The following is a 22,890-nucleotide window of genomic DNA, read 5'->3' on the forward strand; positions in this document are numbered from 1 at the left end:
CAACGGCACCGCCGCGCCAGTTTATTCCCAAACCACGCCACCGACCGGAAACGCCCCTATGCCCGCGAACCTGCTTGGCCGGGAGACCAGCCCCTACCTGCTTCAGCACAAGGACAACCCCGTCCATTGGATGGCCTGGGGTCCCGAAGCCTTCGAACGGGCCAAGAGCGAGAACAAGCCGGTGCTGCTGTCGGTCGGCTACGCCGCCTGTCACTGGTGCCACGTCATGGCGCACGAGAGCTTCGAGAACCCGGAGATCGCCGGGCTGATGAACGAGCTGTTCGTCAACATCAAGGTGGACCGGGAGGAGCGGCCCGACGTGGACCAGATCTACCAGTCGGCCCTGTCCATGCTGGGGCAGCAGGGCGGGTGGCCGCTGACCATGTTCCTGACGCCGGACGCCGAACCCTTCTGGGGCGGCACCTATTTCCCGCCGGCCTCCCGCTATGGGCGGCCCGGCTTCCCCGACGTACTGCGCGGCGTCGCGGAGACCTACCGCAGCAAGCCGGAGAACGTGACGCGCAACGTCACCGCCCTGAAGGACGCCCTGGCCCAACTCGCCGACAACCACGCGGCGGGGGAGATCGACCTCGCCGTGCTGGACCAGGTGGCCGACCGGCTGGTGCGGGAGGTGGACCCGTTCCACGGCGGCATCGGCCACGCCCCGAAATTCCCCCAGGTCCCGATCTTCGAGCTTCTGTGGCGGGCGTGGCAGCGCACGGGGAAGGAGCCGTTCCGCGCGGCGGTCACCAACACGCTGGCCCATATGAGCCAGGGCGGCATCTATGACCATCTGGGCGGCGGCTTCGCCCGCTATTCGGTGGACGAGATGTGGCTGGTCCCGCATTTCGAGAAGATGCTCTACGACAACGCCCAGCTTCTCGACCTGCTGACGCTGGTCTGGCAGGAGGAGCGGGAGCCGCTGTTCGAGGCCCGCATCCGTGAAACGGCGGGCTGGGTGCTGCGCGAGATGATCGCCGAAGGCGGCGGCTTCGCCGCGACCCAGGACGCCGACAGCGAAGGCGAGGAGGGCCTCTTCTACGTCTGGAACGAGGAGGAGATCGACCGCCTCCTCGGCCCCGGCGCGGAGGTCTTCAAGCGCGCCTACGCCGTCACGCCGCAGGGCAACTGGGAGGGGGCAACCATCCTCAACCGGTTGCACCGCATCGAGGCGCTGGACGCCGCGACCGAGGCGACGCTGGCCGAACAGCGCGCGATCCTCTGGCGGGAGCGGGAGAAGCGGATCAAGCCCGGCTGGGACGACAAGGTGCTGGCCGACTGGAACGGGCTGATGATCGCCGCACTCGCCCACGCCGGCATGGTCTTCGACGAGCCGGAATGGATCGACGCCGCCCGGCGGGCCTACGCCTTCGTCCGCGACCGCATGACCCGGGACGGGCGTCTGCTGCACAGCTGGCGGGCCGGGCAGCTCAAGCACCGGGCGACGCTGGACGACTACGCCCACATGGCGCGCGGCGCGCTCGCCCTGCACGAGGCGACCGGCGACGCGGAGGCGCTGGAGCAGGCGCGGGCCTGGGTGCGGGTGCTCGATGCGCACTTCTGGGACGCGAAGGCCGGCGGCTATTTCTACACGGCGGACGACGCGGACGACCTGATCGTCCGCACCAAGTCGGCCGGCGACGCCGCGACCCCAAGCGGCAACGGCACCATGCTGGCCGTGCTGGCGACCCTGCACCACCGCACGGGGGAGACCGCCTACCGCGACCGGGCGGACGCGCTGGCCGCCGCCTTCTCCGGCGAGCTGAGCCGCAACTTCTTCCCGCTGCCGACCTATCTGAACGCGGCGGAGCTTCTGGAGAAGGCCCAGCAGATCGTCATCGCCGGCGACCCGCGGGCGCCCGACACCGCGGCGCTGCGCCGGGCGGTGCTGGACCACTCGCTTCCCAACCGCATCCTCAGCATCGTTCCGCCGGGAACGGATCTGCCCGCCGGACACCCGGCGCACGGGAAGGGCATGCAGAATGGGGTGGCGACCGCCTATGTCTGCACCGGCATGACCTGCTCCCCCCCGGTGACCGCGCCCGAGGCGCTGTCCGCCGCCCTGCACCGGAGATGACCCCATGGCACCGCCGACCGGCAGCCCGACCACCTTCAAACTGACCGCCTTCAGCCTGACCATCGACAGCCCGCTGGGCCTCCTGACCGTCACCAGCGCGGGCGGCGCCATCGTCGCGCTCGACTGGGGCCGGCTGGGGGAGGACAGGCCGGACCCCGTGCTGGAGGAGGCGGCGCGCCAGCTCCGCGATTATTTCGCCGGGACGCGGTTGGATTTCGACCTGCCGCTGGCGCCCCGCGGGACCGCTTTCCGGCAAAAGGTCTGGGCGGCGATGCTGGCCATCCCCTATGGCGGAGTCCTGACCTACGGCGACGTCGCGCGGATGCTGGAGAGCGCGCCGCGAGCCGTGGGCGGGGCCTGCGGCGCCAACCCGATCCCGGTCATCATCCCGTGCCACCGCATCGTCGGGGGCGGCGGGTCGCCCGGCGGCTATTCCGGCCTGGGCGGCTTGCGGACCAAGGACTGGCTGCTCCGTCACGAGCGGCGGCACCGGGCGGCGGACGGGCGGGTGACAGCGGGGAAGGCGGGCGATACGCTGGAGCTGCAGCTTCTATAAATAAGGGAAGGGACCAACCACCATGGTTCACGCGATCCGCATCCACGAATATGGCGGACCCGAGGCGTTGCGCTGGGACGAGGTCGAGGTGGGTGAACCCGGCCCCGGTCAGGTGCGCCTGCGCCAGACCGCCGTCGGGCTGAACTACATCGACACCTACCACCGTTCCGGCGCCTACAAGCTGCCGCAGCTTCCCGCCATCATCGGCACCGAGGGCGCCGGCGTGGTCGAGGCCGTGGGGCCGGACGTGACGACCCTGAAGCCCGGCGACCGGGTGGGCTACGCGCCGCTGATCGGCGCCTACGCCGAATCCCGCCTCGCCCCCGCCGACCGCCTGATCCCGCTGCCGAGTTGGATCGAGGACCGGCAGGCCGCCGCCATGCTGCTTCAGGGCATGACCGCCCAGTTCCTTCTGCGCTCCACCTACGCGGTGCAGCCGGGCGACACCATCCTGGTCCAGGCCGCCGCGGGCGGTGTGGGTCAGATCCTCTGCCAGTGGGCGAAGCATCTCGGCGCCACCGTGATCGGCACGGTCAGCAGCGACGAGAAGGCGGAGCTGGCCCGCGCCGCCGGCTGCGACCATCCCATCGTCTACACGCGCGAGAATTTCGTGAACCGTGTGAAGGACCTGACGGACGGGCAGGGCGTGCCGGTGGTTTATGACGGCGTCGGCAAGACGACCTTCATGGACAGCCTGGACTGCCTGCGCCCCCGCGGCTTCATGGTGCTGTTCGGCGCGGCGTCCGGCCCGGTCCCGCCGCTGGATCTTCAGGTTCTAGCGGCCAAGGGCTCGCTCTACGTCACGCGCCCGACGCTGTTCAGCTACGTCGCCAAGCGCGACGACCTGATGGCCAGCGCCGCCGACCTGTTCGAGGTGGTGCATTCCGGCGGTGTGACCATCAACGTCGGCCAGACCTTCGCGCTGCGCGACGCGGCGGACGCCCACCGGGCGCTGGAATCCCGCGCCACGACCGGGTCCACGGTGCTGCTGCCGTAAGGTTGAAAGCCCTTTCCCGTCCCAGGAGAGGGGATTTACTCCGCGGCCCAGAGCGGGTTCTTCAGCTTCTTGAGAAGTTCCGCATGGGCCGCCAGTTCCTCCTCGCTCGGGGCGTGGGGGCGCGGGGCGCGGTGGGGGCGGTCGATGCGGACCGCCGCGGGACCACCCGCCGCCGGGCCGGAGGCCAACGCCAGACCGGCCTGACGCCCGCCGCGCAGCTCCAGATACACTTCGGCCAGAAGCTGGGCGTCGAGAAGCGCGCCGTGGTAGGTGCGGCTGGAATTGTCCACGCCGAAGCGCTTGCAGAGCGCGTCCAGGGTCGCCGGCGCGCCGGGGAACTTCTGCCGCGCCATCAGCAGCGTGTCGATGGCCCGGTCCTTCGGCATCACCGGGTAGCCGGCGATCCGCAATTCCCAGTTCAGGAAGTGCATGTCGAAGGCCGCGTTGTGGATCACCAGCGGCGCGTCGCCGATGAAGGCCACGAACTCCGCCACCACGTCGTTGAACAGCGGCTTGTCGGACAGGAACTCGGTCGTCAGCCCGTGCACCGCCACGGCGTCCGGCGGCACGTCGCGCTCCGGGTTGACGTAGCAATGGAAGGTCTTGCCGGTGGCGACGTGGTTGTGCAGCTCGACGCAGCCGATTTCGATCAGCCGGTGCCCTTCCTCGGGCTTGAAGCCGGTCGTTTCCGTATCGAGGACGATCTCACGCATGAACCACCTGTCCGGGCTGGTATCCCCGCGGCGGCCATTGCCGTCCGCGGCGCCGCTTCACGTCGGCGAGGATGTTGCGCAGCGCCCGCCGGGTGGCCCGCCGCCCGTCGCCCGTGTTGACGACGTGATCGGCGCGCCGCCGCTTTTCCGCGTCGGGCATCTGCCGGGCCAGAATAGCGGCGAACTTCTCCGCCGTCATGCCCGGCCGCGCCAGCACCCGTGACTTCTGAACCAGAAAGGGCGCGGTGACCACCACCGTGCGATCGACCCGCCGCTCCCCGCCCGTCTCGAACAGCAGGGGGATGTCCAGAACCGCCACGCGGACGCCGCGCCGCGCCGCCTGCTTCAGAAAGCGCCGCTGCGCCGCCTGCACCGCCGGGTGGAGGATCGCCTCCAGCCGCTTCAGCGCCGCCGGGTTGCCGAACACCGCCGCACCCAGCGCCCGCCGGTCCACCGCCCCGTCCACCACCACGCCGGGGAAGGCCGCCGCGATGGCCGGCACGGCGGCGCCGTGGCGCCCCAGCAGCCCATGCACCACGGCGTCGCTGTCGCAGACCGGAGCGCCCATGCGCTTCAGCATGCGCGCCGCGGTGCTCTTGCCCATGCCGATGGAGCCGGTCAGTCCCAACACGATCATGACGAGACCTCAGCCCTGGAGAACCGCGGCCTTCAGCCCCTCGGTCACCTCCGGCTCATGGCCGAACCAAGCGGCGAAGCCGGGGCGGGCCTGGTGGAGGAGCATGCCGATGCCGTCCACCACACGGTTGCCGCGGGCCTGCGCCGCGCTCAGCAGCGGTGTCATCAGGGGCGTGTAGACGATGTCGGTGACGACGGCGGAGCCGGGCAGGGCGCGCAGGTCCAGGTCCAGCGGCGGCTGGCCGGCCATGCCCTGGGTCGTCGTGTTCACCACCAGCGCCGCCCCTTCGAGGAGGGTTTCACGTGAAACCCAATCGGCCACCTCGATGGCGCCGCCCCCGTCAACATTGCCGATATCCGCGGCCAGCTCCTCCGCCCGCGCCCGCGTGCGGTTGACCAGCCAGACCCGCGGCGCACCCTCGTCGAGGAGGGAGGCGACGACGGCCCGCGCCGCGCCGCCGGCCCCGATGACCAGCGCCGGCCCGTCCGCCGCGCTCCAGCCCGGCGCCCCGCTCCGCAGGTTCTCGACGAAGCCGAAGCCGTCGGTGTTGCGTCCCTCCAGCGATCCGTCCTCGCCCACCACGACGGTGTTCACCGCCCCCATCCGCTTCGCCGTGGCGTCCAGCCGGTCCACCGTGCGGTAAGCCGCCTCCTTGTGCGGCACCGTCACGTTGCAGCCGCGGAAGCCCAGCGCGGGCAGGGCGCGGATGGCCTGCTCGACACGGTCGGGCGGCACGGCCAGCGGCACATAGGCGCCGTCGATGCCGTACTGGTTCAGCCAATAGCCGTGCAGCCGGGGCGAGCGGGAATGCCCGATCGGCCAGCCCATCACGCCGGCCAGCTTTGCCTTGCCGCTGATCGTCATTCCGCAATCACCCCATGCACCCGCAGGAACCCGAGCAGCGGCAGCAGCGGCAGCCCCAGGATCGTGAAGAAATCGCCGTCAACCCGGTGGAAGAGCTGCGCGCCCAACCCTTCCAGATGATAGGCGCCGACCGACCCCAGCACGTCGTCGCCCGCCGCGTTGAGGTAGGAATCCAGGAAGGCGTCGCTGAAAGGGCGCATGGTCAGACGGGCGCGGTCCACATGGTGCCACAGCCGTTCGCCGTCGCGGATCACCACGGCGCAGCTCACCAGCCGGTGCGTCCTGCCGCGCAGCTCCTGCAACTGCGCCCGCGCCGCGGCCCGGTCCGCCGGCTTGTCGAACCAGCGGCCCTCGCACTCCAGCATCTGGTCGGCGCCGATCACCAGGGCGCCGGGATGCTTGCGGGTGACGCGCTGGGCCTTCAGCTCCGCCAGCGCCTCCGCCACATCCTCGACCGGGGCGCCCTCGGCGCGGGCGGCCAGCTTGATCTCCTCCTCGTCCACCGCCGTGGGGGCGAGCGTCACGCGCACGCCGGCGCGCTCCAGCATCTCCGCCCGCGTGCGGGAACCGGAGGCGAGGACGACCGTGGGAACCCCGCCGCTCACGTCGCCGGGCCTTGGGAGGGGGAGCCTTCGGGCGGGACGCCGGGCAGGCCGCCGCTCTGCCGGCGGGCGAGCAGCATCATGATTTCCGCCGCCGTCTCCTCGATGGAACGGCGGGACACGTCGATCACCGGCCAGCCGCGCCGGGTGAACATGCGCCGCGCGTCGGTCACCTCGGCCCGCACCACCTCGGGATCGACGTAGGTGGAGGACTCGTTCTGGTTCAGCAGCTTCAGCCGGTTGCGGCGGATCTGCACCAGCCGGTCCGGGTCCTTGGTCAGGCCGACGACCAGGGGGCGGGTCAGCTTCTCGATCTCCGGCGGCATCGGGCATCCGGGAACGATCGGGATGTTCGCCGCCTTGATGCCGCGGTTGGCCAGATAGATGCAGGTCGGCGTCTTCGACGTGCGCGACACGCCCATCAGGATCACGTCGGCCTCATGCAGGTCCCAGCTCGACTGGCCGTCGTCGTGGGCCAGCGCGAAGTCCATCGCGTCCATGCGCCCGAAATACTCGGCGTCCAGCGCGTGCTGGCGGCCCGGCTGGCGCTGCGATTCCACGCCCAGGAAGGCGGCCAGCGCGTTGATCAGCGGGTCGAGCACCGGAATGCAGGGCACCTGCACCTCGCGGCAGAAGTCCTGCAGGCGGCGGCGCAGCTTCTCGTCCACCAGAGTGAACATGACGAGGCCGCGGTTCTCCTGGACGCCTTCCAGAACCATGTCGAGCTGACGCTCGGTCCGCACGAGATTCCAGAAATGCTCGACCGGGCGAACGTCGTCGAACTGGATCACGCAGGCGCGGGCGACGCTGTTGATCGTCTCACCGGTGGCGTCCGACACAAGATGCAGGTGGAACTGTCTCATCCGTCCCCAATGCGTTGTGGAGAACCCGGTCCGATTCTGTGGACAACGGGGATCCCCTGGATTCTGTCCCCCGGGCCGGGACTCCTCGCCCCCGCTGGCGCCCCCTTCGGGACAATCCGCGCGCCCTGTCCGGAACATGGGAACAATGACTCGCGCGGACCATGTTATCCACGGGATTCCCATGCTTCCCGGTATAGCATTTCCGCCATTTCCGGCGGAAGCGTCCGGAGTCGTCCACAGAATCCCGTTTTCGTCCACAGCTGGGCGCCGGCCCTGTGGACGATTCCGGGCAAAGCGGGGATTCCCGTTTTCCACAGGCTTCCACCACCCCTTCTTCCTTTCTCTTCTTAAAAAGAATACTGAGTAGGGGTGAGAACCCGCAGACCCGATTCACTTACAGGGGAACGATCCGCCGTGTCCGAGGCCGTGTCCGAAATTGCCAAGCCGATGCTCGCAGCCCTTGCCGGCGAGGTGCGTCAGCGCCCGCCCTTCTGGCTCATGCGGCAGGCCGGCCGCTACCTGCCGGAATATCGGGAATTGCGCGCCAAGGCCGGCAGCTTCCTGGACATGTGCTACAACCCCGATCACGCGGTGGAGGTGACGCTCCAGCCGCTGCGCCGCTACGACATGGACGCGGCGATTCTGTTCTCCGACATCCTGGTGGTGCCGCACGCGCTGGGCCAGCCTCTGGCCTTCCAGGAAGGCGAGGGACCGAAGCTCGACCCTGTGAGAAACGTGGAAGACCTGAAGCGCCTGTCGCGCGACCGCTTCCACGAGCGGCTGGAGCCGGTCTACGAGACCGTCCGGCGGCTCTCCCGCGCGATTCCCGCGCACACCACGCTGATCGGCTTTGCGGGGGCTCCCTGGACCATCGCCTGCTACATGGTGGAAGGGGCGGGGTCCAAGGAGTACGCGCATGTGAAGCGCTGGGCCTACGGCGACCCGGCGGGATTCGGCGCGCTGATGGATCTGCTGGTCGAGGTGACCGCCGATTACCTGTGCACCCAGATCGAGGCGGGCGCCGAGGTGGTGCAGCTGTTCGACAGCTGGGCGGGCGTCCTGCCGGCGGGCGAATTCCGCCGCTGGGTGATCGAGCCGACGCGGCGCATCGTGGATCTCGTGAAGGCCCGGCACCCCTCGATTCCGGTCATCGGTTTCCCGCGCGGTGCGGGCCTCTCCTATGAGGCGTACGTGGCGGGCAGTGGGGTGGATGCGGTCGGGCTCGACACCACCGTCCCGGTGGCTTGGGCGGCCGGGAATCTGCAATCCAGATTGCCGGTGCAGGGCAACCTCGACCCGATCATGCTCGCCGCCGGTGGCGAGGCCCTGCGCAGCGCGGCCTGGGAGATTCTGGAGGCGCTGGCCGGAAAGCCCTTCGTCTTCAACCTGGGCCACGGCGTGATCCAGACCACCCCGCCGGAGCATGTGGCCGAACTGGCCCGGCTCATCAAGGACTGGCCGAACCGGGGCTGAGGCCCGGGACGGTCCTCACAGCGACGCGCAACGGGAAGGGAAGGGGATTCCAGTGCTTTATCTCTGGGTCAAGGCTCTGCACGTCATCAGCATCATCGCCTGGATGGCCGGGCTCCTCTATCTGCCGCGGCTGTTCGTCTACCACTGCGAGGCGGCGCCGGGTTCCGAATCCTCGGAGCGGTTCAAGGTCATGGAGCGCCGCCTGCTGCGCGCGATCATGAATCCGGCGATGATCGCCGCCTATGTGTTCGGCATCGCGATGATCGTCATGGAACCGGCCTGGATGAAGCAGGGCTGGATGCACGCCAAGCTGCTGTTCGTGCTGGGGCTGACCGCCACCCACATGATGATGGCGCGCTGGCGCAAGGACTTCGAGGCGGACCGCAACACCCGCCCGCAGCGCTTCTTCCGCGTGTGGAACGAGGCGCCGACCCTGCTGATGATCGGCATCGTGATCTTCGTGATCGTAAAGCCGTTCTGAGTTCTCCACCGGCGTTGCGCGCCGAGTGGCCGCGTTGGGCTCCCCTCCCGGCCTCCCCCCACGTCGCTCTCGCGCAAGCCTGGCTTGCGCTGACGCGGCAGGCGGACCTTGGTCCGCCGAGAGCGGGGGCAGGGTTTGGGTGGGGGCCCAAGGAGTGGACTGATGTCTTGTCCGTTGATCACCGTGGACGGAAGCAAGCGCGCCGCGCGATCAGCCGGCGGGTGACCGCCTTCTCCGCCTCCACCGCCAGGAAGATCACCAGACCCGCCGCCATCATGGCGACCCACTGGGTCCAGTCCACCGACGCGGTGCCGAACAGGGCCTGCAAGGGCGGGGCGTAGGTGAAGGCCAGCTGGAAGACCAGCATCAGCCCGATGGAGATCCACACCGGGCGGCTGCCGAACAGCCCCTGCCGGTTCATCACCGAGGCGGTGACCGCCCGCGCGTTCAGCAGGAAGAAGATTTCGCCCATCACCAGCGCGTTGACCGCCATGGTGCGGGCGACCGGCGTGGGGTCGTCGTGGCCCTCGTGCAGCAGGAAGAATCCGAAGCTGGCGGAGACCAGAAGCGCCATCACCAGCACCATGCGCCCGATCAGGAAGCCCGGCAGGATCGGCTCGTCCTGGGGGCGGGGCGGGCGCTTCATCACCGCGGCCTCCGGCGGCTCGAAGGCGAGCGCCAAGCCCAGGGTCACCGCCGTCACCATGTTGACCCACAGAATCTGGACCGGGGTGATCGGCAGGGTGTAGCCGGCCAGCACCGCCACCAGGATCACCAGCGCCTGGGCGCCGTTGGTCGGCAGCATGAACAGGATCGTCTTGCGCAGATTGTCGTAGACGGTCCGCCCTTCCTCGACGGCGTGGGCGATGGAGGCGAAGTTGTCGTCGGCCAGCACCATGCTGGCGGCCTCCTTGGCGGCCTCGGTGCCCTTGCAGCCCATGGCGACGCCGACGTCCGCGCGCTTCAGGGCGGGGGCGTCGTTCACCCCGTCGCCGGTCATGGCGACCGTGTGCCCGGCCTTTTGGAGCGCGCGGACGAGGCGCAGCTTGTGCTCCGGCGCGGTGCGGGCGAAGACGTCGGCGTCACGCGCCACCGCCACCAGCGCCTCGTCGTCCAGCCGGTCCAGGTCGCTCCCGGAAACCGCGTCGCCCGACAGGTTGAACTGCCGCCCGATGGCCTGGGCGGTGCCGGCGTGGTCGCCGGTGATCATCTTCACCCGGATGCCCGCCGCCTGGCACTGGGCGACCGCCGCGACCGCCTCTTCCCGCGCCGGGTCGATGAAGCCGCACAGGCCGAGCAGCACCAGCCCCTCCTGCACGTCGCTCATGTTCAGCACGGTCTGGCCGGGCAGGGCGGGGCGGGCGGCGAGCGCCAGGACGCGCTGGCCCTGCGCCGCCAGTTCCTCGACCCGCGTCAGCCAGTGGGCGGCGTCCAGCGGGCCGCTGCCGCCGTCCGCGGCCCGTACGTGCGCGCACATCGACAGAACGCGCTCCGGCGCGCCCTTGACGTACAGCAGGCCGTGCCCCTCATGGTCGTGGTGCAGGGTCGCCATGAACTTGTGTTCGGATTCGAAGGGGATCACATCGGTGCGCGGGCGGCGGGCGGCTTCCTCCCGCGCGTCCAGCCCGGCCTTGATGGCCAGCGCCAGCAGCGCGCCGTCGGTCGGGTCGCCGGCCACGGTCCAGCCGCCGCTCCCGTCCCCATCCTCCTCGCCGTGCTGAAGCTCGGCGTCGTTGCACAGCAGGGCGGCGTGGGCCAGCTCGGTCAGCACGGGATCGGCGCCGGGATCCAGGGCCTTGCCGCCGCGCCGGAACTCGCCCTCCGGGCGGTAGCCGGTGCCGGTCACCGCGCAGTCGCCCGCCGCCGTGACCACGGTCTGCACGACCAGCTCGTTGCGGGTCAGCGTCCCGGTCTTGTCGGAACAGATGATGCCGACCGAGCCCAGCGTCTCCACCGCCGGCAGGCGGCGGATGATGGCGTTGCGCCGGGCCATGCGGGTGACGCCGATGGCCAGCGTGATCGTCATCACCGCCGGCAGCCCTTCCGGAATCGCCGCCACCGCCAGACCGACCGCGGCCATCACCATGTCCGCCCAGTGCTCCCCCTGCACGAGAGAGCCGTAGAGGAAGGTCAGCGCCGTCAGCCCGAGGATGCCGATGGTCAGCCAGCGCCCGAAGACGGCCATCTGGGCGAGCAGGGGCGTGGTCAGCTCCTCCACCCCCGCCAGCAGCGTGCCGATGCGGCCCAGCTCCGTCGCGTCGCCGGTGGCCACCACGACGCCCATGGCCTGTCCCTGGGCGACCAGCGTGCCGGAATAGGCCATGCCGCCGCGCTCCGCCAGGGGAGCGTCCGGGGCCACCGCGTCGGCGCTCTTGGCGACCGGCACGGATTCCCCGGTCAGCGCCGCCTCCTGGACGCGCAGCCCTTTGACCCGGACCAGCCGCAGGTCCGCCGGCACCTTGTCGCCCGAGGCCAGAAGCACCCGGTCGCCGGGCACCAGCTCCTCCGCCGGGACGGTCACCTGCCGCCCGCCGCGCAGCACCACGGCGTGCGGCGACAGCATGTTGCGGATGGCGTCGAGCGCCTGCTCCGCCTTGCCCTCCTGGACATAGCCGATGGCGGCGTTGATCAGCACCACGCCCGCGATGACCGCGGCGTCCACGAACTCGCCCAGCAGGACCGTCACGACGCCGGCGGCGATCAGCACGTAGATCAGCAGGTTGTCGAACTGCGCCAGAAACCGCATCAGCGCCGACCGCCGGGGCGGCGGGGTCAGGCGGTTGGGTCCGTAGCGGCGCAGGCGGTCCGCCGCCTCGTCGGGCGTCAACCCGTCGTCGGGGCTGTCCAGAGCGGCCAGGGCCCGGTCCGGCGGTTGGGCGTGCCAGGGAAGAGGATCGGTGGAGGCTTCGGGAGCAACGATGGTTCCGGGTCCGGAACGGTCATGCGGGCTCATGATTTCAACCAAACCGTTTCTGTCCTGAACGTCCAGGTCGTTCCGCGCTGGCCTGGATAACAGGGGATGCGGCATCATGACCCGGACGGAGAGACGCAAGAATCCGCCCGTGCCCAAGAATTCGCTTTCATTTGACTTGCGCCCGGCGTTCCGCTAACCATCTTTTTTACCACGGGGCGGCAAGCCTCGCGGGAACCCCCGCCCACATCCGCCGTTCCGTCCCTCCCCAACGATCTGGGCGCGACGTCCGACAGGCATTCCCCGCCTTCAGCGCCGTCCGACGCTCAACCGACGCACCCTGCGCCGGCCCGGGACCTCTGGCACTCCCCCCTCGCATGACGATTCCCTAAGGCACCCCCATGCATCTCCAAGAGCTGAAGTGCAAGAGCCCCGCCGAACTGCTGGCGTTCGCGGAGGAACTGCAGATCGAGAACGCCAGCACGCTGCGCAAGCAGGACATGATGTTCGCCATCCTGAAGCAGCTGGCGGAAAACGACGTTCCGATCTACGGCGATGGCGTGCTGGAAGTGCTTCAGGACGGCTTCGGGTTCCTGCGCTCGCCGGAGGCCAACTATCTCCCCGGCCCCGACGACATCTACGTCAGCCCCAGCCAGGTGCGCCGCTTCGGCCTGCGCACCGGCGACACGGTGGAAGGCCAGATCCGCGCGCCCAAGGACGGCGAGCGCTATTTCGCCCTCCTCAAGGTCAACACCATCAATTTCGATGCGCCGGACAAGGTCCGCCACCGCATCAACTTCGACAACCTGACCCCGCTCTATCCGGAAGAGCGGCTGCGCATGGAAGTCGACGACCCGACCAAGAAGAACTTCACGGGCCGCATCATCGACCTCGTGGCGCCGCTGGGCAAGGGCCAGCGCGGGCTGATCGTCGCCCCGCCGCGCACGGGTAAGACGGTGATGCTGCAGAACATCGCCCATTCCATCGCGACCAACCACCCGGAAGCCTATCTGATCGTCCTGCTGATCGACGAGCGTCCGGAAGAGGTGACCGACATGGCCCGCTCCGTGCGGGGCGAGGTCATCAGCTCCACCTTCGACGAGCCGGCGACCCGCCACGTCCAGGTCGCCGAGATGGTCATCGAGAAGGCCAAGCGGCTGGTCGAGCACAAGCGCGACGTGGTGATCCTGCTGGACTCCATCACCCGTCTGGCCCGCGCCTACAACACCGTCGTTCCGTCCTCGGGCAAGGTGCTGACCGGCGGTGTGGACGCCAACGCGCTGCAGCGCCCGAAGCGCTTCTTCGGTGCGGCCCGCAACATCGAGGAGGGCGGTTCGCTGACCATCATCGCGACCGCGCTGATCGACACCGGCAGCCGCATGGACGAGGTGATCTTCGAAGAGTTCAAGGGCACCGGCAACTCGGAGATCGTGCTGGACCGCAAGCTCTCCGACAAGCGCACCTTCCCGGCCATCGACATCTCCAAGTCGGGCACCCGCAAGGAGGAGCTGCTGGTGGACAAGGGCACCATCTCCAAGATGTGGATCCTGCGCCGCATCCTGATGCCGATGGGGGTGACCGACGCGGTGGACTTCCTGGTCGACAAGCTGAAGCACACCAAGTCGAACTCGGAATTCTTCGAGTCCATGAATCAGTAGTCTGCGGTCCGTTTCCCCGCCCGGTGCAAGGGCGGGGAAACGGGCGGGGAAAAGACATGAAAAAGGCGGGAGGCTCCATCGGAACCTCCCGCCTTTTGTTTTACCGCACCTGCTGTCCGGATCAGAAGGGCGACTGCGGCGCCTCTTCCGACGCGGCCTGCTGGCCGGCGGTCTGGCGGCGGTACAGGTCCACGAAGTCGATCGGGTTGATCATCAGCGGCGGGAAACCGCCGTCCTGGGTGCAGCCGGCCACGATGGCGCGGGCGAAGGGGAACAGCATCCGCGGCGCCTCGATCAGCAGCACCGGGCGGTGATGCTCCTGCGGCAGGCCCGGAAGCTGGAACAGACCGCCGTAGGCGACCTCGACCAGGAAGGCGGTCGCCTCGGCCTGCTTGGCCTCGCAATGCAGCTTCAGCACGACCTCATAGACGTCCTCGCCCATCGGCTGAACCTGGACGTCGACGCCGATGTTGACCTGCGGCTGCGGCTGGCCGGGCAGCAGGCTCTGCGGGGCGTTCGGGTTCTCGAAGGACAGGTCCTTCACATACTGCGCCAGCACATGCATCGGCAGCGACGAGGCGGCTTCCTGATCTTGACCGTTGATCTGCTGATCGGACATGAACAACTCCTGGCCGCGGGGCGGCATCACGATGGAATGGGCTTCAAGACCCGCTGGCTAGCACGGAACTGCTGGCTCCACAAAGTGAAACCGGCGCGTTTCACCCGCGGTCGTTGCGGTAGGGCGAACCGGGCGGGGCCCAGCGGGAATCCCCCAGCCGCGGCGTGCCGTCCGCGGCCTCCCGGTCCGCCGGACCGGCGGTTCCGGGCCGGCTGCCGTCCGGATCGACCTCCTGGTATTCGACGTCGATGACGCCGGGCGGCGGGCGGTTGCGCGGGCCGTTCGGATCGTCGCCGCTGCTCCAGGTCTGGCCGCCCATGCGGCCGTGCATCTGGAAGGAGCCGGCACCCTTCAGACGTTCGAACAGCCAGCGGCCCAGCGCGTTGCGCACCGGACGGACGAACAGCAGAAGCCCGACGATGTCGGTCAGGAAGCCGGGGATGATCAGCAGCAGGCCGGCGACGACGATGCAGAAGCCCTCGAACACCGCGCCGACCGGGCTTTCCCCCCGCTCCGCCGCCTCCTGCGCGCGCTTCAGCACGGACAGGCCCTGCCAGCGGAGCAGAACGGACCCGAGAACGGCGGACAGGATCACCAGCCCCACCGTCGGACCGGCCCCGATCCGGTCGCCGACCTCGATGAAGGTCGCGATTTCCGCGATCGGCAGCAGAAGGAACATCAGCAACAGTGGATTCATGGCCGTCCTTGCTCTTTCAACCCCAAGGGCCTATCTACACCAGGGTACGTCACCCGATCTTTGGTTGGAAGAACAGCTCCGGCACGGGTCATCGGGTGGAATCCTCGGCGGAGAGGGCGAGCGGGGTTCTGGTCCCGGCGTCGTTCCGGTACACTTAATGCTCACCCGCCGGAGGGTCCAGTAGCGGATCATGCGGGGCCGGTGATTTCGGGGCCGGCCTTCAGTCACCCGGAAGGATGGATGATGGGAGATGGGTTTGTGTTCGTCGAGATCCTGATCTTCGCGATGATCGCGGCGTTTCTCGTGTACCGGCTGCGCAGCGTGCTCGGCCGCCGCACCGGTGAGGAACGGCAGCGCCCCAACCCCTTCACGGCCCGTCCCAGCAGCCAGCCCGACAACGTGGTCCCGATGCCGAACCGCGAACGGCCTGTGCCGAGCGCCGCGCCGTCGCCGGACGAGCCGGTGTCGCTGGCCACCGCGCTGGACCAGATCAAGGCCGCCGACCCCAGCTTCGACGAGAAGTATTTCCTCCAGGGCGCCCGCGGCGCCTTCCAGATGATCGTGGAGGCCTTCGCCAAGGGCGACACGGCGGCGCTGCGCCCGCTGCTGTCGGACGAGGTCTACGACAACTTCGCCCGCGCCGTGCGCGAGCGCCAGTCGGCGGGCGAGACGCTGGAGACCCGCATCGAGCGCATCACCGACGCCGACGTGGTGGAAGCCCGCCTGGACGGGCGCACCGCCCTGGTCACGGTGAAGTTCGTGTCGGAGCAGATGAACGTCGTGCGCAACAGCGCCGGCGCGGTGGTGGACGGCGACCCGAACGCCGTGGTGGAGGCCGTGGACGTCTGGACCTTCGCACGCAACACCCGCGCCAGCGACCCCAACTGGGCGCTCGTCGAAACCCGCACCCCTCAATGACCGATCGGTTCTGATGCTCTCTCATCCGGTGGTTCGTCTCAGCGCCGCGGCAGTCCTTGCCGCGGCGTTTCTCATTGGCTGCGAGCGGAAGGAGGAGGAGGCCAAGGCACCGCCTCCGCCGCCTCCGCCCGAAAAGCTGGTCCTCACCCCCGTCGCCTTCACCGCACTTCCCGGCTGGTCCGCGGACCGCGTGGCGGAGGCGGTGCCGGCTTTCCAGCGCTCCTGCGCGAAGGTGAAGGCGCTGGCCGCCGACCGGTCCATCGGTCCCGACGGGGTGGGGGGCAAGGCGGCGGACTGGCAGGCGCCTTGCGCCGACCTCGCCAAGCTGCCGCCGGGCGACGACGCGGCGGCGCGGGCCTATTTCGAGGCGTGGTTCACCCCCTACGCCGCGGCCAACAACGCCGAGCGGCGCGGCCTCTTCACCGGCTACTACGAGGTGGAGCTGAAGGGCAGCCGGACGCCGGACCCGGCCTTCCCGGTGCCGCTCTACAAGCGCCCCGCCGATCTGGTGATGGTCGATCTGGGTGAGTTCGCCGACCGCTGGAGGGGCGAGCGCATCGCCGGGCGCGTCACCGCGGGCCGCCTGAAGCCCTTCGAGGACCGCGCGGCCATCGAGTCCGGGGCGCTGAGCGGGAAGGGGCTGGAGCTGGTGTGGCTTCAGGATCCCATCGCCACCTTCTTCCTGCACATCCAGGGGTCGGGCCGCGTCAGCTTCCCGGACGGGACGGAGACGCGCGTCGGCTACGCCGCCCAGAACGGCCACAAATACGTCGCCATCGGGCGGGAGCTGATCGACCGCGGCGCCCTGAAGCGGGAGGAAGTGTCGCTCCAGACCATCCGCGCCTGGCTCAAGGCCAACCCCGGCGAGGCGGCGGCCCTGATGAACAGGAATCCCTCCTACGTCTTCTTCCAGGAGCTGAAGGGGGAGGGGCCGAACGGTGCCCAGAACGTCGCCCTGACGCCGGGGCGCAGCCTCGCCGTGGACTCCAAGTTCCTGCCCTACGGCGTGCCGGTCTGGCTGGACGCGGAAGACCCTCTGGACGCGCAGACGCGGCTGCGCCGCCTGCTGATCGCCCAGGACACCGGCGGCGCCATCCGCGGCCCGGTCCGCGGCGACGTCTTCTGGGGCCACGGTCCGGACGCGGAGGAGAAGGCCGGCGTGATGAAGAGCGCCGGGGAATATTACATCCTGCTGCCGAAGACCGTCGCTCCGGCGAGCTGAGGGGAAAAGAAAAGGCGCCGGAGGAGGTCCCCCCGGCGCCTTCGTTGTTTCACGTGGATCGTCCTTTGGACGCTGTCTGTCACCCCTTGACGATCATCGGACCCAGGCGCCGTCCGGCGAAGACGTGGATGTGCAGGTGCGGAACCTCCTGGTTCGCGTCCTCGCCGCAGTTGGACAGGATGCGGTAGCCGGGTTCCGCCGCGCCGGCGCCGCGGGCGACCTCGCCGACCGCGCGGAACAGGCCGGCGATCTCCGTCTCCGTCGCGCGGGCGCTGAAGTCGTCGATGTCCACATAGGCGCCCTTCGGGATCACCAGGATGTGCGTCGGGGCCTGCGGGTTGATGTCGTGGAAGGCCAGAGCGTGCTCGGTCTCCAGGACCTTCTTGCACGGGATCTCGCCGCGCAGGATGCGGGCGAAGACGTTGTTCGGATCGTAGGTCTTGGCCATCGCGTCGTTTCCCCTTCCGCCTTGATCGTTTTAAGCCTTGCGCGCCTTCTTCTCGGCGATGCCGCTGGTGCCCTCGCGCTGGGCCAGCTTCTCCCACACCGCGGCGGGCTCCAGACCGGCGTCCGCCCACAGCACCATCAGGTGGTAGAGCAGGTCCGCCGATTCCGAGGCCATGGCCGCCGTGTCGCCGCGCACCGCCTCGATGACGGTTTCCACCGCTTCCTCACCCACCTTCTGGGCGATCTTGGCAGTGCCACGGTGGAACAGCTTGGCGGTGTAGGAGGTCTCCGGGTCGGCGCCCTTGCGCGCCTGGACGGTGGCGTAGAGCCGGTCCAGAACCTCGGCGTTCACCGGCGCCTTGTCCTCAGACATGCGCCGCCTCCGCCCCGGGAGTCACGGAGGCGCGGGCCGGGCGCACCGGGATGCCGGCGGCGGCCAGCGCCGCCTTGGCCTGCCCGATGGTGTAGGTGCCGAAATGGAAGATGGAGGCCGCCAGAACCGCCGTGGCGTGGCCCTCGCGGATGCCTTCCACCAGATGGTCCAGCGTGCCGACGCCGCCCGAGGCGATGACCGGGATGCGCAGCCCGTCCGCCACCTTGCGGGTCAGAGCGAGGTCGAAGCCGCTCTTGGTGCCGTCGCGGTCCATGGAGGTCAGCAGGATCTCGCCGGCGCCGTAGGACTCCATGCGCTTGGCCCACTCCACCGCGTCGATGCCGGTGGCCTTGCGCCCGCCGTGGGTGAATATCTCCCAGCGGCCCGGCTCCACCTGCTTGGCGTCGATGGCGACGACGATGCATTGGGCGCCGAACTTTTCCGCCGCCTCCTGCACGAATTCCGGACGGTGGATGGCCGCGGTGTTGATCGACACCTTGTCGGCGCCGGCCAGCAGCAGCTTGCGGATGTCGTCCACCGTGCGCACGCCGCCGCCGACGGTCAGCGGCATGAACACCTGCTCGGCGGTGCGGCGCACCACGTCGTAGATGGTGTCGCGGTTCTCGTGGCTGGCCGTGATGTCCAGGAAGGTCAGCTCGTCCGCCCCTTCCCGGTCATAGACGCGGGCCTGCTCCACGGGATCGCCGGCGTCGATCAGATCGACGAAGTTGACCCCCTTGACGACCCGCCCGTCCTTGACGTCCAGGCAGGGGATGACGCGCATCTTCAGCATCAGCCGGCCTTTCCAGCGACGGGAGCGGAGGAGAGCAGGTCCAGCGCCGCCTTCGGCTCGATGCGCCCGTCGTAGAGCGCGCGGCCGCAGATGACGCCCTGGATGCCCGTGTGCTCCTCCTTCTTCAGAGCCACGAGGTCGTCGATGGACGACACGCCGCCCGACGCGATCACCGGCGTGGTCAGGTGGAAGGCGAGGTCGGAGGTCGCCTCCACATTCACGCCGCCCATGGCGCCGTCGCGGTTGATGTCGGTGTAGATGATCGCGGCGACGCCGCTGTCCTCGAACTTCAGCGCCAGATCCAGCGCCTTGATGGTCGAGGTTTCGGCCCAGCCGGCGACGGCGACATAGCCTTCGCGGGCGTCGATGCCCACGGCGACCTTGCCGGGGAACTCCCTGCAGGCTTCGCGGACCAGCTCCGGCTCGCGCAGGGCGACGGTGCCCAGGATGACGCGGCTGACGCCCTTCTCAAGCCAGTGGGCGATGGTCTTCAGGTCGCGGATGCCGCCGCCGAGCTGCACCGGGATGGTCACGGCGCCCAGGATGCTCTCGACCGCCTGGCCGTTGACCGGCTTGCCCTCGAAGGCGCCGTTCAGATCGACCAGATGCAGCCATTCGAAGCCCTGGCTTTCGAACAGGCGGGCCTGGGCGGCGGGTTCGGTGTTGAAGACGGTCGCCTGGCTCATCTCGCCGCGCAGCAGCCGGACGCAGGCACCGTCTTTCAGGTCGATGGCGGGATAGATGATCATCGCGGTGTCTCGTCCTATAGCGTGTCGGGGGTGAGGTCTTTCACATAGAAGTGTCCGGCCAGCCTTTTGCCGTCCACCAGCGCATAGAAGGGATGCGTGCCCCAGCGCTTGAAGCCCAGGTCCTCGTAGAGCGCGATGGCCGCGGTCTGGGTCTCGCGCACGTCCAGGTTCAGAACGCGGAAGCCGGACGCCCGCGCCTCCTCCTCCACCGCCACGGTCAGGCGGCGGGCGAGGCCGTGGCCGCGCGCCCAGGGGGCGACGAAGCTGGTGGTCAGGGTGGCGGCGTGGGCCTGCGCCTCGTTGTTGCGGGCGGGCTTCACGAGCTGGGCGGAGCCGGCGATCACGCCGTCCAGCCGGCCCACGAACAGGATGCGCTCCGGCACCACCAGAACGCCCTTCCAATAGCGTTCCATGATCTCGCGGGCGGGCGGCGCCACCCAGCCGAAGCCGCCGCCCGCCTTGACGGCGTCGTCGGCGGCGTCGCACAGGTCGTGCAGGTCGCCGGTCTTCAGGGTGTCGATGCGTTCGACCGTGACGTCGGCCATGGTCAGACCCGCCAGGTCAGGAAATTGGCGACCAGGGCGAGGCCGGTTTCCTGGCTCTTCTCCGGGTGGAACTGGGTGCCGACCAGATTGTCGCGCCCGACCACCGCGGCGAAGGGGCCGCCATAATCGGCGGTGGCGATCACGTCCTCCGGCCGCTCCACGGCGAAGCGGTAGGAGTGGACGAAATAGGCGTGCGCCCGCTCCGGCAGCCCGGCCAGCACCGGGTGTTCCCGGCGCAGATCCAGCTCGTTCCAGCCCATGTGGGGGATTTTCAGGGTGGGATCGGCGGGCTCCAGCTTCACCACCTCGCCCTTGATCCAGCCCAGCCCCTCGGTCACGCCGTATTCGCGCCCGCGCTCCGCCATCAGCTGCATGCCGACGCAGATGCCCAGGAAGGGGCGGCCCTTGCCGTGCACCACCTCGTCCAGCGCGTCGAGCATGCCGGGAACCTCCGACAGGCCGCGCTTGCAGTCGGCGAAGGCGCCGACGCCCGGCAGGACCACGCGGTCGGCCTTGCGCACGGCGTCGGCGTCGGAGGTCACCAGGACCCGGAAGGAGGCATGGGACTCCGCCGCCGCCCGCTCCAGCGCCTTGGCGGCGGAACGCAGGTTGCCGGAGCCGTAATCGATCAGCGCAACGGTTTCCATGAAACGAGAGCCTTCAGCAGAGACCCGGCCTGTCGTGGCGGCCGGCTTTTAGAGGGAGCCGCCCAGCGTCCCCTTGGTGGAGGGCACGGCGTCGCGCTTGCGCGGGTCGATCTCGATCCCGGCCCGCAGCGCGCGGGCAAGCGCCTTGTAGCAGCTTTCCACGATGTGGTGGTTGTTCTCGCCATAGAGGCATTCGACGTGCAGCGTCACCCCCGCGGCCATGGCGAAGGCCTGGAACCACTCGCGGAACAGCTCCGTGTCCATGTCGCCGATCTTGTCGCGGCTGAAGGACACCTTCCAGATCAGGTAGGGACGGTTGGAAAAGTCCAGCGCGACGCGGGTCAGCGTCTCGTCCATCGGGACATAGGCATGGCCGTAGCGCTGGATGCCCTTGCGGTCGCCCAGCGCCTTCGCCACCGCCTGGCCGATGGCGATGCCGCTGTCCTCGGTCGTGTGGTGCGCGTCGATGTGCAGGTCGCCCTCCGCCGCCACCGTCAGGTCCATCAGGCTGTGGCGCGAAAGCTGTTCCAGCATGTGGTCAAGGAAGCCGACGCCCGTCTTGACGTCATAGACGCCGGTGCCGTCCAGATTCACGGCGACCCGGATCCGGGTTTCGGTGGTGTTCCGCTCGATCGAGGCGCGGCGGACGCCATTGGCAAGGCTCTGGTCCATGAGTCCGGGTTTTATCAGGAAGCGCACGGGCGCGCCAGTGGCGCAGCCTCCGAAAACGCCTATGACCCGCGGTCCCATTGCCGCATAATGCGTGCATGTGAATGACCATGCACACGCCTGACGCGCATAAAGGGATATGTCACCGGACATGCCGCCGCCCGGACGCCTTCTCCTGCCCCTTGCGGCCCTGCTGGCGCTGGCCGCCTGCATGGGCGGGGATTTGCCGCAGACCCGCGCCGCGCCGCCCGTCGCCCGCGGTTCGACGGAGCCGGTGCGCTTCGACGGCCTCGCGCTCGGCTCCATGCGGCGGGGCATGGTGGTCGGGCGCTATGTCTGGGCGCTGGAGTGCTGGCCGCCCTACGAGGACGTCTATTGGACCAGCGGGCGGAGTCTGCACGAGAATTCCACCATCCAGGAACGCTTCGGGGAGGTGCTGGCCGACGCCGGCTACGACGTGGCGGGCACCCAGGGGAGCGCGTACGAGGCGGAGTTCGACCGGAAACGCGCCCGTTACGTCGTGCGGGGCGACCTGCGCGCGGTGAACAGCGACCTGTGCCGCCGCCGGAGCTGGCTGACGGGCCGGAGCGAGGGCGTGTCCGGCATCGGCAGCCTGCGGGTGGACTGGGCGGTGTACGACGCCGTGACCGGGCGGCTCGTCCACCGCGTCACCACCAGCGGGGTGGCCCGCAAGGACAGCGGCGTGCCGCAGGGCGACGTTCTGCTGATCGAGGAGGCGTTCGGCACGGCGGCGGAGGCTCTCGGCGCCGACCCCGGCTTCCGCGCCGTGGTGTCGCGGGGCGGGGCGGTAGCGTCAAGTGCCGCTCCGGGTGTGTCAAGTGCCCCGGTGGGAGCGTCAAGTGCGGCGCCATATGTGTCAAGTGCAGTCCCGCATGTGTCAAGTGGGCCGGGAGGAGTGTCAAGTGCCGCGGTCGACCCCGGCGGCGCTTCCGCCGGGACCGCGCCGTTCCTGGAGGAAACCCGCCGCCCGACGCTGATCCTGCGCATTGCCGACCCGCTCCAGGGCTACGCCGACGATCCCGCCGCCCGTGTGGCCGCCGCCACCGTGGGCGTCGGGCCGGAGGAGCGGAAGGGCAGGGGAATCGTGCTGGGGGAACTGGACGGCCAGTCCGTCCTGTTGACGCTGGACGCCGGGCTCGACGCGGTGGTCGCCGTCACCTTGTCCCGCGGCGTGGCGCTGGACGGGACGGTGATGGCGCGCGACGTGCCGGGCGGGATCGCCCTGGTCCGCGTGCCGGCGCGGCTTCGCGCCGCCCCGCTGCGGCTGGACGGCCCGGCGGTGAAGCGCGTTTCATAGCCTTCCCAGCCGCGCTCCATCTGGCCGTGCAGAAGGGCGATGAGGGACAGGTTGTAGCTGG

At 69.5% G+C, this 22,890-nt stretch carries 24 protein-coding genes; 9 read left to right on the forward strand and 15 right to left on the reverse strand.

Going from position 1 to position 22,890, the window contains the following annotated elements; genetic code table 11:
- The first annotated feature begins 58 nt into the window (after positions 1-58).
- The 3 genes from QSG27_RS09600 to QSG27_RS09610 are packed head-to-tail and all read left to right on the forward strand — an operon-like array spanning position 59 to position 3,630.
- Positions 59-2,077, forward strand: coding sequence for a thioredoxin domain-containing protein (locus QSG27_RS09600; RefSeq protein WP_306705515.1), 2,019 nt, complete (start codon positions 59-61; stop codon positions 2,075-2,077).
- 4 nt (positions 2,078-2,081) lie between these two features.
- Positions 2,082-2,633 (forward strand): methylated-DNA--[protein]-cysteine S-methyltransferase, encoded by a 552-nt coding sequence (locus QSG27_RS09605; protein ID WP_306705517.1) that lies wholly within the window; start codon positions 2,082-2,084, stop codon positions 2,631-2,633.
- A 22-nt stretch (positions 2,634-2,655) separates the two neighbouring features.
- Entirely contained in the window at positions 2,656-3,630 is a 975-nt protein-coding gene (locus QSG27_RS09610; protein WP_306705519.1) for a quinone oxidoreductase family protein, read from the forward strand.
- A 35-nt stretch (positions 3,631-3,665) separates the two neighbouring features.
- Here the strand turns inward: QSG27_RS09610 and dnaQ are convergent, their stop codons facing one another.
- From dnaQ to QSG27_RS09635, 5 genes are read right to left on the reverse strand one after another with little or no spacing between them, the layout of a single operon-like run.
- Positions 3,666-4,343 (reverse strand): DNA polymerase III subunit epsilon, encoded by a 678-nt coding sequence (gene dnaQ, locus QSG27_RS09615; RefSeq protein WP_306705521.1) that lies wholly within the window; start codon positions 4,341-4,343, stop codon positions 3,666-3,668.
- Positions 4,336-4,980, reverse strand: coding sequence for a dephospho-CoA kinase (gene coaE / locus QSG27_RS09620; RefSeq protein WP_306705523.1), 645 nt, complete (start codon positions 4,978-4,980; stop codon positions 4,336-4,338). Before coaE ends, dnaQ begins: the two co-directional genes overlap by 8 nt.
- A 9-nt stretch (positions 4,981-4,989) precedes the next feature.
- Positions 4,990-5,844, reverse strand: a complete 855-nt coding sequence (locus tag QSG27_RS09625) for a shikimate dehydrogenase (protein ID WP_306705524.1) — start codon at positions 5,842-5,844, stop codon at positions 4,990-4,992.
- Positions 5,841-6,449, reverse strand: coding sequence for a Maf family protein (locus QSG27_RS09630; protein WP_306705526.1), 609 nt, complete (start codon positions 6,447-6,449; stop codon positions 5,841-5,843). Before QSG27_RS09630 ends, QSG27_RS09625 begins: the two co-directional genes overlap by 4 nt.
- The gene (locus tag QSG27_RS09635) at positions 6,446-7,309 is read right to left on the reverse strand and encodes a pyruvate, water dikinase regulatory protein (RefSeq protein WP_306705528.1); all 864 of its coding nucleotides are present in this window, start codon (positions 7,307-7,309) and stop codon (positions 6,446-6,448) included. Before QSG27_RS09635 ends, QSG27_RS09630 begins: the two co-directional genes overlap by 4 nt.
- Positions 7,310-7,756: 447 nt before the next feature.
- Here QSG27_RS09635 and hemE point away from each other — a divergent pair, with 447 nt between their 5' ends.
- Entirely contained in the window at positions 7,757-8,782 is a 1,026-nt protein-coding gene (hemE, locus tag QSG27_RS09640; RefSeq protein WP_306705560.1) for a uroporphyrinogen decarboxylase, read from the forward strand.
- A gap of 52 nt (positions 8,783-8,834) precedes the next feature.
- Complete coding sequence (gene hemJ, locus QSG27_RS09645; RefSeq protein WP_306705530.1) at positions 8,835-9,263, forward strand: protoporphyrinogen oxidase HemJ; 429 nt, start codon at positions 8,835-8,837, stop codon at positions 9,261-9,263.
- 178 nt (positions 9,264-9,441) lie between these two features.
- Here hemJ and QSG27_RS09650 read toward each other — a convergent pair whose 3' ends face one another.
- Positions 9,442-12,216 carry a cation-transporting P-type ATPase gene (locus QSG27_RS09650; RefSeq protein ID WP_306705532.1) on the reverse strand — a complete coding sequence of 925 codons (2,775 nt, stop codon included), beginning with the start codon at positions 12,214-12,216 and terminating at the stop codon, positions 9,442-9,444.
- A gap of 359 nt (positions 12,217-12,575) precedes the next feature.
- Between QSG27_RS09650 and rho the strand changes: the two genes are divergently transcribed.
- Complete coding sequence (gene rho, locus QSG27_RS09655; RefSeq protein ID WP_094301393.1) at positions 12,576-13,832, forward strand: transcription termination factor Rho; 1,257 nt, start codon at positions 12,576-12,578, stop codon at positions 13,830-13,832.
- A gap of 121 nt (positions 13,833-13,953) precedes the next feature.
- Here rho and secB read toward each other — a convergent pair whose 3' ends face one another.
- Both secB and QSG27_RS09665 read right to left on the reverse strand, forming a co-directional pair.
- Entirely contained in the window at positions 13,954-14,451 is a 498-nt protein-coding gene (secB, locus tag QSG27_RS09660) for a protein-export chaperone SecB (protein ID WP_306705535.1), read from the reverse strand.
- 100 nt (positions 14,452-14,551) lie between these two features.
- Entirely contained in the window at positions 14,552-15,148 is a 597-nt protein-coding gene (locus QSG27_RS09665) for an FxsA family protein (protein WP_306705538.1), read from the reverse strand.
- A 243-nt stretch (positions 15,149-15,391) separates the two neighbouring features.
- Here QSG27_RS09665 and QSG27_RS09670 point away from each other — a divergent pair, with 243 nt between their 5' ends.
- Both QSG27_RS09670 and mltA read left to right on the forward strand, forming a co-directional pair.
- Entirely contained in the window at positions 15,392-16,066 is a 675-nt protein-coding gene (locus tag QSG27_RS09670) for a Tim44/TimA family putative adaptor protein (RefSeq protein ID WP_306705541.1), read from the forward strand.
- Between the two features lie 13 nt (positions 16,067-16,079).
- Entirely contained in the window at positions 16,080-17,288 is a 1,209-nt protein-coding gene (gene mltA, locus QSG27_RS09675) for a murein transglycosylase A (protein WP_306705543.1), read from the forward strand.
- Positions 17,289-17,367: 79 nt separating this feature from the next.
- Here the strand turns inward: mltA and QSG27_RS09680 are convergent, their stop codons facing one another.
- From QSG27_RS09680 to hisB, 7 genes are read right to left on the reverse strand one after another with little or no spacing between them, the layout of a single operon-like run.
- Positions 17,368-17,736 (reverse strand): histidine triad nucleotide-binding protein, encoded by a 369-nt coding sequence (locus QSG27_RS09680; RefSeq protein ID WP_306705545.1) that lies wholly within the window; start codon positions 17,734-17,736, stop codon positions 17,368-17,370.
- Between the two features lie 30 nt (positions 17,737-17,766).
- Positions 17,767-18,108, reverse strand: coding sequence for a phosphoribosyl-ATP diphosphatase (locus tag QSG27_RS09685; RefSeq protein WP_306705547.1), 342 nt, complete (start codon positions 18,106-18,108; stop codon positions 17,767-17,769).
- Complete coding sequence (gene hisF / locus QSG27_RS09690) at positions 18,101-18,901, reverse strand: imidazole glycerol phosphate synthase subunit HisF (protein WP_306705549.1); 801 nt, start codon at positions 18,899-18,901, stop codon at positions 18,101-18,103. Before hisF ends, QSG27_RS09685 begins: the two co-directional genes overlap by 8 nt.
- Positions 18,901-19,650, reverse strand: a complete 750-nt coding sequence (gene hisA / locus QSG27_RS09695) for a 1-(5-phosphoribosyl)-5-[(5-phosphoribosylamino)methylideneamino]imidazole-4-carboxamide isomerase (RefSeq protein ID WP_306705551.1) — start codon at positions 19,648-19,650, stop codon at positions 18,901-18,903. Before hisA ends, hisF begins: the two co-directional genes overlap by 1 nt.
- 14 nt (positions 19,651-19,664) lie before the next feature.
- Positions 19,665-20,195 (reverse strand): GNAT family N-acetyltransferase, encoded by a 531-nt coding sequence (locus QSG27_RS09700; RefSeq protein ID WP_306705553.1) that lies wholly within the window; start codon positions 20,193-20,195, stop codon positions 19,665-19,667.
- Positions 20,196-20,197: 2 nt separating this feature from the next.
- Complete coding sequence (hisH, locus tag QSG27_RS09705) at positions 20,198-20,842, reverse strand: imidazole glycerol phosphate synthase subunit HisH (RefSeq protein ID WP_306705555.1); 645 nt, start codon at positions 20,840-20,842, stop codon at positions 20,198-20,200.
- 48 nt (positions 20,843-20,890) lie between these two features.
- Positions 20,891-21,514 carry an imidazoleglycerol-phosphate dehydratase HisB gene (gene hisB, locus QSG27_RS09710; protein WP_149467899.1) on the reverse strand — a complete coding sequence of 208 codons (624 nt, stop codon included), beginning with the start codon at positions 21,512-21,514 and terminating at the stop codon, positions 20,891-20,893.
- Positions 21,515-21,662: 148 nt separating this feature from the next.
- Between hisB and QSG27_RS09715 the strand changes: the two genes are divergently transcribed.
- Complete coding sequence (locus QSG27_RS09715; protein ID WP_306705558.1) at positions 21,663-22,829, forward strand: hypothetical protein; 1,167 nt, start codon at positions 21,663-21,665, stop codon at positions 22,827-22,829.
- The last annotated feature ends 61 nt before the right edge of the window (positions 22,830-22,890 follow it).

Source organism: Azospirillum isscasi (genome assembly GCF_030849505.1).
GTDB lineage: Bacteria > Pseudomonadota > Alphaproteobacteria > Azospirillales > Azospirillaceae > Azospirillum > Azospirillum isscasi.